General features: G+C 74.0%; 12 protein-coding genes and 1 riboswitch. Of the genes, 4 read left to right on the top strand and 8 right to left on the bottom strand.

Features of this window, described 5'->3' with window-relative positions; all coding sequences use genetic code 11:
- Positions 1-46: 46 nt before the first annotated feature.
- Complete coding sequence (locus RM812_RS17305) at positions 47-637, bottom strand: cysteine hydrolase family protein (protein ID WP_311573469.1); 591 nt, start codon at positions 635-637, stop codon at positions 47-49.
- A 145-nt stretch (positions 638-782) separates the two neighbouring features.
- Between RM812_RS17305 and RM812_RS17300 the strand changes: the two genes are divergently transcribed.
- Positions 783-1787 carry a GlxA family transcriptional regulator gene (locus tag RM812_RS17300; RefSeq protein ID WP_311573468.1) on the top strand — a complete coding sequence of 335 codons (1005 nt, stop codon included), beginning with the start codon at positions 783-785 and terminating at the stop codon, positions 1785-1787.
- A 116-nt stretch (positions 1788-1903) separates the two neighbouring features.
- On the opposite strand, the gene RM812_RS17295 is transcribed toward RM812_RS17300, so the two are convergent.
- From RM812_RS17295 to RM812_RS17265, 7 genes are all read right to left on the bottom strand, one after another.
- Complete coding sequence (locus tag RM812_RS17295; RefSeq protein ID WP_311573467.1) at positions 1904-2317, bottom strand: aggregation-promoting factor C-terminal-like domain-containing protein; 414 nt, start codon at positions 2315-2317, stop codon at positions 1904-1906.
- Positions 2318-2581: 264 nt separating this feature from the next.
- On the bottom strand, positions 2582-3463 hold the full coding sequence (locus RM812_RS17290) for an ECF transporter S component (RefSeq protein ID WP_311573466.1): 882 nt from the start codon (positions 3461-3463) through the stop codon (positions 2582-2584).
- Positions 3460-5211: an ABC transporter ATP-binding protein gene (locus RM812_RS17285; RefSeq protein WP_311573464.1), complete on the bottom strand. Its 1752-nt coding sequence runs from the start codon at positions 5209-5211 to the stop codon at positions 3460-3462. Before RM812_RS17285 ends, RM812_RS17290 begins: the two co-directional genes overlap by 4 nt.
- On the bottom strand, positions 5208-6347 hold the full coding sequence (locus tag RM812_RS17280; RefSeq protein WP_311573463.1) for an energy-coupling factor transporter transmembrane component T: 1140 nt from the start codon (positions 6345-6347) through the stop codon (positions 5208-5210). Before RM812_RS17280 ends, RM812_RS17285 begins: the two co-directional genes overlap by 4 nt.
- Positions 6348-6441: 94 nt before the next feature.
- Positions 6442-7098, bottom strand: coding sequence for an SCO2322 family protein (locus tag RM812_RS17275; protein WP_311573462.1), 657 nt, complete (start codon positions 7096-7098; stop codon positions 6442-6444).
- A complete protein-coding gene (locus RM812_RS17270; protein ID WP_311573461.1) occupies positions 7095-8351 on the bottom strand; it encodes a prenyltransferase/squalene oxidase repeat-containing protein in 1257 nt (418 codons plus the stop codon). The genes RM812_RS17275 and RM812_RS17270 overlap by 4 nt, the downstream gene beginning before the upstream one ends.
- 130 nt (positions 8352-8481) lie before the next feature.
- Positions 8482-8574, bottom strand: a riboswitch (cobalamin riboswitch).
- A 28-nt stretch (positions 8575-8602) separates the two neighbouring features.
- Complete coding sequence (locus tag RM812_RS17265) at positions 8603-9283, bottom strand: TetR family transcriptional regulator (protein WP_311573460.1); 681 nt, start codon at positions 9281-9283, stop codon at positions 8603-8605.
- Between the two features lie 225 nt (positions 9284-9508).
- Here RM812_RS17265 and RM812_RS17260 point away from each other — a divergent pair, with 225 nt between their 5' ends.
- From RM812_RS17260 to RM812_RS17250, 3 genes are read left to right on the top strand one after another with little or no spacing between them, the layout of a single operon-like run.
- On the top strand, positions 9509-10936 hold the full coding sequence (locus RM812_RS17260; RefSeq protein WP_311573459.1) for a glycosyltransferase family 4 protein: 1428 nt from the start codon (positions 9509-9511) through the stop codon (positions 10934-10936).
- Positions 10930-11664 (top strand): class I SAM-dependent methyltransferase, encoded by a 735-nt coding sequence (locus RM812_RS17255; protein WP_311573458.1) that lies wholly within the window; start codon positions 10930-10932, stop codon positions 11662-11664. Before RM812_RS17260 ends, RM812_RS17255 begins: the two co-directional genes overlap by 7 nt.
- Positions 11661-12758, top strand: coding sequence for a glucosidase family protein (locus RM812_RS17250; RefSeq protein WP_311573457.1), 1098 nt, complete (start codon positions 11661-11663; stop codon positions 12756-12758). The genes RM812_RS17255 and RM812_RS17250 overlap by 4 nt, the downstream gene beginning before the upstream one ends.
- Positions 12759-12771: the final 13 nt, after the last annotated feature.

The following is a 12771-nucleotide window of genomic DNA, read 5'->3' as shown; positions in this document are numbered from 1 at the left end:
TAAATCGAACAGAAACGTTGACCGTGGCCGGGTCGTCACTGTCGTCTCAGGTCAGCGACTTCTGCGACGGGACCACGACCCCGTACAGGTCGGCGATGGTGGCGAGGGCGCTGTGGTGCACCTGGCGGGCGTCCAGTTCGAGGCCCGCGACGGGCAGGGCGCGGGTGGCACTGGCGTCGGCCACGACGGTGGGGCGGTTGCCGCGCAGGAAGGCGCCCTGGGCGGTGAAGGCCACGCACATGTGCGTCATGAACCCGGCGATGACGAGGTCGCCGTTGCCCGCGGCGTCGACGTGCTCGGCCAGATCCGTACCGACGAACGCGTTCGGCACCTTCTTGACGACGACGGGCTCACCGTCGGCCGGCGCGACGCTCGGGTGGATCTGCCCGATCTCGGCCCGGATGTCGTACGGCGTGCCCTCGCCGCCGTCGTTGACGACGTGGATGACCTTGGTGCCCTCCCGGCGGGCACGTGCCAGGAGCCCGGCGGCGGCGTCGAGCGCGGCCTGCCAGCCGTCCAGTTCCATGACGCCGGTCGTGTAGGTGTTCTGGTAGTCGACGAGGACCAGGGTGGACTCGGAGAGCTTCGCGGGGGTGTCGTCGAAGCCGTTGAGCTCGCGCAGCGTCGTTCTGGGCATGGGAAACCGCCTGGATTCGCGTGTCGGGGAAGGCAGTTCACCGGTGCGGTGACCTGCGCCCATGACGTTATGGCTCACCGCCGGGTGTCGGCAATGTCGTCTAACCTGCAGATACCGACATGGCAGTTGTGAGCGTGGGGGCCCCTTGAGTACCACCGTCGGACGACTGATCGTCATCGTCCTCTTCGCAGGCGTCGACCTGCTCGACGTCACCGGACCACCGGAGGTGTTCTCCCTCGCGCGGCGCGAGACGGACGAGGCGGCGGGCTACGACGTGGTCCTCGCCGCCGAGACCATGGAACCGGTCACCACCGGCGCCGGGGTCCGGGTCCTGCCCGACACCACCTTCGGTGAACTGACCACGCGGCGCATCGACACCCTGATCGTGCCAGGCGCCGTCGAGGTGGACGACCGGCGCCGCGTGCACCCGCTCGTCGACCCCGCCGTGGTGGAGCGGGTGGGGCAGCTCGCCGACCGGTCCCGGAGGGTCACCTCCGTCTGCGTCGGGGCGCACCTCCTCGCCGCCGCCGGACTCCTCGACGGCAAGCGCGCCACCACGCACTGGTCGACCGCGCGGCAACTCGCCGCCGACCACCCGGCCGTCGAGGTCGACGCCGATCCGATCTTCATCCGCGAGGGCGACGTGTGGACCGGCGCCGGCATCAGTGCCTGCCTCGACCTCTCACTCGCCCTCATCGCCGACGACCTCGGCGAGAGCGTCGCGCTGCGCGTCGCCCGGCAACTGGTGATGTACCTGAAGCGGCCGAGCGGGCAGAGTCAGTTCAGCGTCCCCCTGGAGCAGGTCGCCACGACCCGGCGCATCGAGGACCTGCGCCACCACATCATGCGCAACATCGCCGAACCCCTCACCGTCGCCGACCTCGCCGCCCGCGCCCATGTCAGCGACCGGCAGCTCACCCGGATCTTCAAGACCGAACTCGGCACGACCCCGCACGCCTACATCGAGTCGGCCCGCGTGGAGGTGGCACGCCACCAGCTCGAATCCACCGACGCCACCCTGGAACGGGTCGCCGCCACCTGCGGATTCGGGACCGTCGACACCCTGGTCAGGGCGTTCCGCCGCAGACTCGACACGACACCGACGGAGTACCGGCGCCGGTTCCGGACCGGCCCGGCGCAGGTGGGGTGACGTCGCTTCGGCAGCTCGCCCGGACGCACGAAGGCGGCGGCCCCGGGGATCAGGGGGCCGCCGCCTCCGGTCCGGGGGAGCGGGGTGCGGGCCGGGTCGGTGCCGGCCCGGCCGGGTCAGTACCAGCCGTTGGACTGCCAGAAGTCCCAGGCGCCGCAGGCGCTGCCGTAGCGGTCCTTCATGTAGTCCAGGCCCCACTCGATCTGGGTGGCCGCGTTGGTCTTCCAGTCGGAGCCGGCCGAGGCCATCTTCGAGCCCGGCAGGGCCTGGACCAGGCCGTAGGCGCCGCTGGAGGCGTTGGTGGCGTCGACGTTCCAGCCGCTCTCGTGATCGACGATCCTGGAGAAGCACTGGTACTCGGCCGAGTTGCCGATCATCTTCTTCGCGGTCGCCTGGGCCGAGGAGGCCGACGTCGCGGCCTGCGCGGGCGCGGCGGCGATCAGGGTGCCGCAGGTCGCCGCGGCGACGGCGGCACCGGCGAGGGCCTTCTTCGGGGTGGCGACGGTGCGGAGGAGGGAGGCGGCGGTCAACAGGTGGCCTTTCTTCGGGGACGGGGGCGTCGGCGCACGCCGGCCGGGTCCTCACGGTGTGCGTGGGGTGCGGCGGGGGCGTGCGTCGGCGCCGTGGCCCGTGGGGGCGTCGGCGCCTGGCGACCGGTTCAGAGAAACAGGCCGGCCCCTCGTCCGCAATCACCCCTTTTGCTAGGAATGGTCGTAGGCGGGGGACGGGGTGGTCGGATGAGGGGCCCGGGGCTCGGCCCGTCGTCTACGGTCCGGCTTCGTAGGTGAACCGGGTCACGTGGGGCGGCTCACCCCGTCGGCCTTCTCGAACGTGACCGGGGCCTCGAAGGCCGCCCGTCGTGTGGCCCGGCGCAGTGCCTTCAGGACCGGGGTGCCGAGCACGAGGGTGAGCACGACGGTCAGGGCGGCGCGGCCCCCGTCCCAGCCGAGGGACGTGGCCAGGCAGTAGGCGACGAAGCGGGCCAGGTTGGCGGCGACGCCGACGTCCGGGTCGGGGCCGATGGCCGAGCCCTCCGGATCCAGGAAGGGCCAGCCCTGCATGTTCATGATCGCGCCGTAGGCGAAGGCGGCCAGGAAGCCGTACGCGGCGAGCACGAGCAGTTCCGCACGGCCGCGCAGGCGGTCGGGGAAGGGCAGCAGCCCCGCGCCCATCGTGAACCAGCCCATCGACAGCATCTGGAACGGCAGCCACGGCCCCACCCCGCCCGTGAGCAGCGCGGACGCGAACATCGTGACCGAGCCGAGCACGAAGCCGAAGCCGGGGCCGAGCACCCGGCCGCTGAGGACCATGAGGAAGAACATCGGCTCCAGGCCCGCGGTCCCCGCGCCGATGGGCCGCAGCGCCGCGCCCGTCGCCGCCAGGACGCCGAGCATCGCCACGGCCTTGGGACCGAGGCCCGACTCCGAGATCGTCGCCCCCACCACGGCGACCAGCAGCACCAGCACGCCCGCGAACAGCCACGGCGCGTCCTGGGCGTGCGCGTTCACCGAGGCGTCGGGCGGCGCGAGGAACGGCCAGCCGAAGCCCGCCACCCCGACCGCGCTGACCAGGACCAGGGCGGCGACGGAACGGGGGCCCAGGCGGACGGCCCGGGCCTGACGGTCACGCCGCGGGGTCCGGCGGTCACGCCGCGGGGCAGGACGGCCGCCGGTCATGCCAGCGCCTCCCGCACCTGCGCCACCGTCAGCCACTTCCGCGGCGCCAGCACCTTGGCGACCTGCGGCGCGAACGACGGGGACGCCACCACGACGTCCGCCGCCGGACCGTCGGCGATCACCTCGCCCTCCGCGAGCAGCACCACCCGGTGGGCCAGCTCGGCGGCCAGCTCCACGTCGTGCGTGGCCAGCACGATCGCGTGGCCGCCGGCGGCCAGACCGCGCAGGATGCCGGCCAGCCGGGCCTTCGCCGCGTAGTCCAGGCCGCGCGTCGGCTCGTCCAGGAGGAGCAGGGGCGGGCGGGCCGTCAGGACGACGGACAGGGCGAGGGTCAGCCGCTGGCCCTCCGAGAGGTCCCGGGGGTGCGTGTCGTCGGTGACGCCGGGCAGCAGCTCGGACAGCAGGGCACGGCAGGTGCCGGGAGCCGCGTCCGCGTCCCGGTCGGCGGCCACGCACTCGGCGGCGACCGTGTCGGCGTACAGCAGGTCGCGCGGCTCCTGCGGGACCAGGCCGACGCGGCGTACGAGGTCACGGGGGGCCGTGCGGTGCGGTACGGCGTCGCCCGTGCGGACCGAACCGGCGGACGGTTCGACGAGGCCGACGAGCGCGGAGAGCAGGGTGGACTTCCCGGCGCCGTTGCGGCCCATCAGGGCGACGGTCTCGCCGGGGGAGACGGTGAGGTCGACGTGGCGCAGGGCCTGGACGCGGTCGCGCCGCACGGCGAGGGAACGGACCTCGGCCGCGTAGGGGGAGGGCGAGGGGACGGGGGCGGTGGAGGCCGCCGGGGAGTTCCTGCGGCGACGCAGGCGGGAGAAGGGGGACGCGGGCCGGGCGGACCGGGGAGCGGGGAGTGCGGCGGCGGACGACGCGGACGGCGCAGACGACGGAGACGGCGCGGCCGTCGCGGCCGGTGTGTGGTCCGGGATCTCCCGGTCGGCCAGCCGCTCCCGCAGCGGGGCCGCACGGCGGCGGGCGTCCCGGATCGTCAGCGGCAGCGGGGACCAGCCCGCCAGCCTGCCCAGGCCCACCACCGGCGGGTACACCGGGGACACGGCCATCACGTCCGCCGGGGGGCCGAGGAGCGGCGCCGCGCCCGGGGCCGGGAGCAGGACGACCTGGTCGGCGTACTGGATGACGCGTTCCAGACGGTGCTCGGCCATCAGGACCGTCGTACCGAGGTCGTGGACGAGACGCTGGAGGACGGCCAGGACCTCCTCCGCCGCGGCCGGGTCCAGCGCGGAGGTCGGCTCGTCCAGGACCAGCACGTCGGGGTGCGGGGTGAGGACCGAGCCGATCGCCACCCGCTGCTGCTGGCCGCCGGAGAGGGTGGCGATGGGGCGGTCCCGCAGGTCGGACAGGCCCAGCAGGTCGAGGGTCTCCTCGACGCGGCGGCGCATCACGTCCGGGGGCAGGCCCAGGGACTCCATGCCGTAGGCGAGCTCGTCCTCGACGGTGTCCGTCACGAAGTGGGAGAGCGGGTCCTGGCCGACCGTGCCGACCACGTCGGCGAGTTCGCGCGGCTTGTGGGTGCGGGTGTCGCGGCCGGCCACCGTGACCCGGCCGCTCAGCGTGCCGCCGGTGAAGTGCGGCACGAGGCCGCTGACCGCGCCGAGCACCGTCGACTTGCCGACCCCCGACGGTCCGGCGAGCAGCACGAGTTCACCCTCGGGGACCTCGAAGTCCACGCCCCGGACGACGGGTTCGGCCGCTCCGTCGTACGTCACGGAGACATCCTCGAAGCGGATCACGACGGCTCCTTGGCGGGTACGGGGTGGGGGGCGGGGGTGACGAACGCCGGGAGCAGGCCGACGAGTACGGCCGCCGCCGGCCACAGCGGCAGGGTGGGGGCCACCAGCGGGACCACGCCCGGGTGCAGCGCCGCCGGGTCGCGGTCGGCGGCGAGGAACAGCAGGGCCGCGACCGCCGCGCCGGAGGCGGTGACCAGCCAGGCGCGGGCGTCCCAGCGGTCCGGGCGGTAGCGGGTGCGGACCGACCGGCGACCGCCGAGCCACAGGCCCGCGAGCGCGGCGGCGACGCCGGCCAGGAGCACGGGGACGCCGTAGGTGCCGCCCGCGGCGGTCAGCAGCCCGTACGTTCCCGCGCAGACGCCGAGCAGCCCGCCCAGGGTGAGGGCGGCGGTGGTACGGCGTACGGGGGCGGGGACCTGGGCGGTACGGCCGTAGCCGCGGGCGTCCATCGCGGCGGCGAGGGCGACGGAGCGCTCCAGGGCGCCTTCCAGCACCGGGAGTCCGACCTGGAGCAGGCCGCGTACGCCCCTGTCCGGGCGGCCCCGCAGGCGGCGGGCGGCGCGCAGGCGCTGGACGTCGCCGATGAGGTTCGGGGCGAAGGTGAGCGCGACGACGACGGCGACACCCATCTCGTACAGGGCGCCGGGGAGGGACTTGAGGAGGCGTGAGGGGTTGGCGAGGGCGTTCGCGGCACCCACGCAGATGAGGAGGGCGGCCAGCTTCATCGCGTCGTACAGCGCGAAGGCGAGGCCCTCGGCGGTGACCCGGCCACCGAGGCGGATGCCCTGCGCCCAGTCGGGGAGGGGGACTTCGGGGAGGGTGACGAGGGTGTGGGTGCCGGGGATGGGGGAGCCGAGGATCGTGGTGAAGAGGAGGCGGATGAGGAGCACGGTGAGGCCAAGCTTGACGAAGGCGCCGTAGGAGCGGGACCAGGGGGCGTGGGGGCGGCGGGCGATGACGACGTAGGCGGAGACGGCGACGAGGAGGGCGAGGAGGAGGGGGTTGGTGGTGCGGGTGGCGGCGGTGCCGAGGGAAAGGGCCCAGAGCCACCAGGCGCCGGGGTGGAGTGGTGCGGTGCGCTGGTGGCGGGGGGCGGGGGCGCTTGCCGGCGCGTGCCGGGTGCCGCCTGCGCGCACCCTCCCCCACTCTCGGCTTCGCTCGAGCGGGGGGACCCCCGTCGCCCCGGCGGCACGGCTGCCCGCGGGCTGCGTGGCACGACGGCCCGCTGGGTCAGTCGGTGGCATTTCTGCGCCGCCTTGCCTGCCAGGCCCCTGCCGCGCCCAGGGCGGCGATGATCGCGACGCCTGCGACGAGGCCGACGGACGGGCCGCCGTCGTTCTCGTCCCCGCCCTCGGCCGGCGTGCCCTTCTGCTCCGGGGCCGCGTCCTTCTGCGACACCTGCTCCCCGCACCCCGATTTCGGGTAGCCCGCGATGGCGCACAGCAGGGCGTTGGTGTCGTAGCGGAGCGGACCCGCCACGGCTGCCAGGGCGTCGGCGGTCGTCGCGTCGGGGGAGACGCGGGCGCAGGCCGTGCGGCCGGCGGGCGGGGTCTCGCCGGACGGGGCGTCGGACGCCGTACCGAAGTCCAGGACGAGCGCCACCCGTTTGCTGCCGTCCTTCGCGGGCGTCTTCGCGCAGATCGCCGCGAAGTCCGCGGTGCCGCCCGGCTGGGCCGCGGCACCGGAGTTCTCGCTCACCGCGAAGCGGAAGCCCTGGACGTCGCCGTCGGAGGGGCGGGTGAGGGACGGGCCCTGGGTGGCGTACGTCCAGTGCTCGCCGTCGCGGTCCCAGAAGGACCAGTAGCGGTAGCCGGCGGCCTGCGCCTGGCCCGCCCCCGCGATCAGCACGAGCGCGGCCAGCAGCAGCGGGGCGAGGCGGCGGGTCACGGCTGCTGCTTCTTGTTGCGGCCGCTGAGCAGGAAGCCGACGCCGATGCCGAAGACCAGGCAGATGCCGACGAACCACCAGACGCCGAAGGGGGAGTCGTCCTCCTTCTCGTCCTTCCCGTCCGTCTTGTCCTTCTCGTCCTGGGCGCTCGCGGTCGCGCTGTCACGCGCCTCGACGCCCTGCGGACCCGGCCCCGTCGCGCCCAGCAACGCCACGAGGTCCTGGCCGCCGAAGTCCCGCGGGTCGGTGCCCGTGGCGTGGGCGGCGAAGATCAGCTGGGCGTAGGCGGCGGGGCCGCTCTGCTTCGCCCAGGCCGCGGCGTTCTTCTGCAGCCAGGCCAGCGGCTTCGCCGCCTTGTCCGCGCCGCCCTGCGCGGCGAGTGCGACGACGGCGTCGGCGGTGTTGCCGTAGTCGGGCTGGTCGGCGGAGCCGCCGAGGGCGGACGTGAGGTGACCGTCCTCGGCGAGGGCGTCGGCGAGGTACGCGGCGCCGTTGGCGGCGGCCTGGTCGCGGGTCGGCTTCCCCGCGTCGGCGCAGGTGGCGGCGCCGGCCTTCTCGCCCGCCCCGGTGACCAGGCCCTTGCCGAGCGCGCCGAGGACACCGGCAGCCGTGGCGTCGGCGTTGGCGAGCAGCTTGCCGTCCTTGTCCGGCTGGAAGGCGAAGGCGCCCGCGCCCTTGTCCTTGCCGCAGGGCAGAGCGAACGTCAGCAGGGCGTCGTAAGGGGACTTGCCGTCCTTGACGACCCGCGCGGGGTCGGTTTCCGTGGCGGTCAGCGCGCCGATGACGACGGAGGTGGAGTTGGCGTCGCTGGGACCGCCGGGGCTGTAGCCCCAGCCGCCGTCCTTGTTCTGCACGGACTTCAGCCAGGTCAGGGCATCCTCGACGACGTCACCGTGCCCGCCGACGGCCCACAGCGCCTGGACGGCGGCGGCCGTGCTGTTGGTGTCGACCATGGTCTTGGCGTCGCAGGCCATGGCCGGGTCGGCCCGGAAGGGGGCGAAAGCACCGTTGTCGCACTGCTGGTCCGTGAGCCACTTCACGGCCTTCGACGACGGGACCAGGCCCTCCGTCTTCTGCGCGAGCAGCGCGAGGGACTGGCGCCAGACACCGTCGTACTGGGGGTCGGTACTGCCGAACAGGCCGGACGGAGCCGAGGCGGAGGGTGAAGGGTCGGCGGCGACCGCGGGCGCGGCGGCGGCGCCGAGCACGGCTATGGCGGCCAGGGCCGCGGCGCTGCGACGGCGGACGTTCATGATCGGGTGGGTGCCTTTCCCTGCGCGGAGTCGGGCAGCACGGGCACCCCCGGGCGGCTCGGCCCCGTTTGCCTCGACGGTGCCCGTGCTCCGGCGGGCGCCGGGCACGTGAGCCGGTCACGTCCGTGCGGGGCATTCCGGCTCACCGTCCGAGGAGGCCCTCCAGGGGCCGGACGGACGGCTCACGGTTGCGGGACAGCGCCGGAATTGCACCGGCTTCCCCCCGTACGGGTGATGACGACGCCGCCACTTTACCCGGAGGTAAGGGGGCCGGGCCGGGGCGCCCGCCCACCCGTCCCGGGCTCCGTCAGCTCGATCAGTCGGCACACCGTCTCGATGTCGACCCTGACCTGGGCGATGGACGCGCGGCCGGAGAGCCAGGTGATCAGGGCCGAGTGCCAGGTGTGCTCGATGACGCGGACCGCGGAGAGCTGCTCGGGGGTCGGATTCTCCAGGCCGCCCATCGCGTCCAGGATGATCGCCGTGGTCTGGCAGGAGACCTGGTCCACCTCCGGGGAGACGCTGCGGTCGGCGAAGGTCAGGGCGCGGGCCATCGCCTCGGCCAGCCGGGGCTCGCGTTGCAGCGCGCCGAAGGCCCGCATCAGGGTCAGCGCCACCCGGTCCGCCGCCGTCGCGCCGGGCGGCGGGCTCTTGCGCAGGTCGCCGTGGAGCCGCTCCAACTGGTCCTGCATGGTGGCGACCAGCAGGTGCACCTTGGACGGGAAGTAGCGGTACAGCGTGCCGAGGGCGACCTGCGAGGACTCCGCGACCTCCCGCATCTGCACCGCCTCGAAGCCGCCCCGGCAGGCCAGTCGGGCGGTCGCGTGCAGGATACGGCGGCGGCGTGCCTCCTGCCGTTCGGTGAGGGGCGGGGTGGTGGAGTGGGGTGCGGGACCGGACGTCTGGTCCGCCGGACTGTCCACCTTGGTCACCTTCTCCCCGTTGTCCGACCCGCCGGACGCCCCGCGGTCGTCCCGCGGACGCCCTGCGGAGGTCGCGCCGGATGCCGCGCCGTGGCGTGAATCACCTGATCCACTCGTCACAGCTTCCCTACCTGCCGGTAGATTCGGAGGCTCTGACGATCAAGTATGAAACTTGTTCTAGATTATCGTCCCGGCGTAGTGTCGCGGGACAGCGCAGTGAGAAGGGGGCCCAGAGTGACCGCTGAGGCCAGTCAGGCGGATCCCCGTGAGGAGCCCGCCGTTGGTGGGGGCCCCTCCCGCTCGAGCGAAGCCGAGAGTGGGGGATTGCGACCGCTCCGCATCGCACTCCTCACCTACAAGGGAAACCCGTTCTGCGGCGGTCAGGGCGTCTACGTCCGGCACCTCTCGCGCGAACTGGCCCGCCTGGGCCACCGGGTCGAGGTCATCGGCGCCCAGCCCTATCCCGTCCTGGACGTCCTCGACGGCCGCGAAGACCGGCTGTCCCTCACCGAGCTGCCCAGCCTCGACCTCTACCGCCAGCCCGATCCCTTCCGCACCCCGAAGCGCGACGAGTACCGCGACTGGATCGACGCGCTCGAGGTCGGCACGATGTGGACCGGCGGCTTCCCCGAACCGCTGACGTTCTCCCTGCGCGCCCGCCGCCATCTGCGCGCCCGGCGCGGCGACTTCGACGTCGTCCACGACAACCAGACGCTCGGCTACGGCCTGCTGGGCGACGTGGGCGCGCCCCTCGTCACCACCATCCACCACCCCATCACCGTCGACCGGCAGTTGGAGCTCGACGCCGCCGACTCCCGCAAGCGCCGGTACTCCGTGCGCCGCTGGTACGCCTTCACCCGCATGCAGAAGCGCGTCGCGCGCCGGCTGCCCTCCGTGCTCACCGTCTCCGGCACCTCCCGCCGGGAGATCATCGACCACCTCGGCGTGCGGGACGACCGCATCCACGTCGTCCACATCGGCGCCGACACCGACCTGTTCTCGCCCGACCCGTCGGTGCCGCGGGTGCCGGGCCGGATCGTGACGACGTCCAGCGCGGACGTGCCGCTCAAGGGCCTGGTCTTCCTCGTCGAGGCGCTGGCCAAGACGCGCACCGAGCATCCCGGGGCCCACCTCGTCGTCGTCGGCAAGCGGCCCGCCGAGGGGCCCGTCGCCCAGGCGATCGAGCGCTACGGCCTCGAAGGCGCCGTCGAGTTCGTCAAGGGCATCTCGGACGCCGAACTGGTCGACCTCGTGCGGTCCGCCGAGGTCGCGTGCGTGCCGTCGCTGTACGAGGGGTTCTCGCTGCCGGCCGCCGAGGCCATGGCGACGGGTACGGCGCTGCTGGCGACGACCGGCGGGGCCGTCCCGGAGGTCGCCGGACCCGACGGGGAGACCTGCCTCGCGGTGCCGCCGGGCGACGCGGGCGCGCTGGCCGCCGGGCTGAACCGGCTGCTGGGCGACCGCGACCTCCGTGCCCGGCTCGGCGCGGCCGGACGCGAACGCGTCCTGCGGCACTTCACCTGGGCCCGCGCCGCCGAGGGCACGGTCGCCCGCTACCGCGAGGCCATCGGCCTCTCCTCCACGACCACCCCGAGGATCGTGCCCGCGACCCCGACCACCAGTGACACCGGCGTCTACCCCGAAAGCAGGGCCACGTGCTGACCGTCGACTTCTCCCGGTTCCCGCTCGCCCCGGGCGACCGCGTCCTGGACCTCGGCTGCGGCGCCGGCCGGCACGCGTTCGAGTGCTACCGGCGCGGCGCCCGGGTCGTCGCGCTGGACCAGAACGGTGAGGAGATCCGCGAGGTCGCCAAGTGGTTCGCGGCGATGAAGGAGGCCGGCGAGGCCCCGGCCGGCGCCACCGCCACCGCGATGGAGGGCGACGCGCTGGCCCTGCCCTTCCCGGACGAGTCCTTCGACGTCGTCATCATCTCCGAGGTGATGGAGCACATCCCCGACGACAAGGGGGTCCTCGCCGAGATGGTCCGCGTCCTCAAGCCCGGCGGGCGGATCGCCGTCACCGTGCCCCGCTACGGCCCCGAGAAGGTCTGCTGGACGCTGTCCGACGCCTACCACGAGGTCGAGGGCGGCCACATCCGCATCTACAAGGCCGACCAGCTTCTCGCCCGCATCCGCGAGGCGGGCCTCAAGCCCTACGGCACCCACCACGCGCACGCGCTGCACGCGCCGTACTGGTGGCTGAAGTGCGCGTTCGGCGTCGACAACGACAAGGCGCTGCCGGTGCGGGCGTACCACAAGCTGCTGGTCTGGGACATCATGAAGAAGCCGCTGGCGACGAGGGTCGCCGAGCAGGCGCTGAACCCGCTGATCGGCAAGAGCTTCGTGGCCTACGCGACCAAGCCGCACCTGCCGCCGGTGGACGCCGCGTGACCTCTTCCCGCACTCCCGGTACGCCCCGCACGCCTCGCACGGAACACCTCGTCCTGCCCGGCGTCCTCACCGAGACGCAGGCCGCCGCGACCGTCCGCGGCATCCTCGCCGGGCAGCGGGAGGACGGCGCGATCCCGTGGTTCCGCGGGCACCACCTCGACCCGTGGGACCACATCGAGGCGGCGATGGCCCTGGACGCGGCCGGCGAGCACGCGGCCGCCGCGCGGGCGTACGCATGGCTGGCCCGGCACCAGAACCCCGACGGCTCCTGGTACGCCGCCTACGCCGACGGCGACTTCGCCGACGTCACCGACCGGGGCCGGGAGACCAACTTCGTCGCCTACGCCGCCGTGGGCGTCTGGCACCACTACCTCGCCACCGGCGACGACCCGTTCCTGGACCGGATGTGGCCCGTCGTCCACGCGGCGGTCGAGTTCGTGCTGCGGCTCCAGCAGCCCGGCGGGCAGATCGGCTGGCGCCGCGACGACGACGGCACGGACACGCCGGACGCGCTGCTGACCGGCAGCTCCTCCGTCCACCACGCGCTGCGCTGCGCGCTCGCCATCGCCGAGCAGCGCGAAGAGCCGCAGCCCGACTGGGAGTTGGCGGCGGGCGCCCTGCGGCACGCCATCCGCCGCCACCCGGAGCGGTTCCTGGACAAGGACCGCTACTCGATGGACTGGTACTACCCGGTGCTGGGCGGCGCGCTCACCGGCACGGAGGCCAGGTCCCGCATCGCGGAGAGCTGGGACCGCTTCGTGGTCCCGGGCCTCGGCGTGCGCTGCGTCGTCCCCAACCCGTGGGTGACGGGCGGCGAGTCGGCCGAACTCGCGCTCGCGCTCTGGGCGGTGGGCGAGTCCGACCGCGCCCTGGAGATCCTCCAGTCGATCCAGCACCTGCGCGACCCCGACAGCGGCCTGTACTGGACGGGGTACGTCTTCGAGGACGAGGCGATCTGGCCGCGCGAACTGACCACCTGGACGGCCGGCTCCCTGCTCCTGGCGGTGGCCGCCCTCGGCGGCCACGAGGCCACCTGCCAGGTCTTCGCCGGCGACCGACTGCCGAGGGGCCTCGACCCGGACTGCTGCGTCTGACCGCCGCGCGGCG

The sequence above is a fragment of the Streptomyces lancefieldiae genome (assembly GCF_031845825.1).
GTDB lineage: Bacteria > Actinomycetota > Actinomycetes > Streptomycetales > Streptomycetaceae > Streptomyces > Streptomyces lancefieldiae.
Note: the sequence above shows the minus strand (reverse complement) of the source record. Positions and strands in the feature narration are given on the sequence as shown.

Coding starts and splice junctions, on each gene's coding strand:
- RM812_RS17305 (WP_311573469.1), bottom strand. CDS start 637: ATGCCCAGAACGACGCTGCGCGAGCTCAACGGCTTCGACGACACCCCC.
- RM812_RS17270 (WP_311573461.1), bottom strand. CDS start 8,351: ATGAACGTCCGCCGTCGCAGCGCCGCGGCCCTGGCCGCCATAGCCGTG.
- RM812_RS17290 (WP_311573466.1), bottom strand. CDS start 3,463: ATGACCGGCGGCCGTCCTGCCCCGCGGCGTGACCGCCGGACCCCGCGG.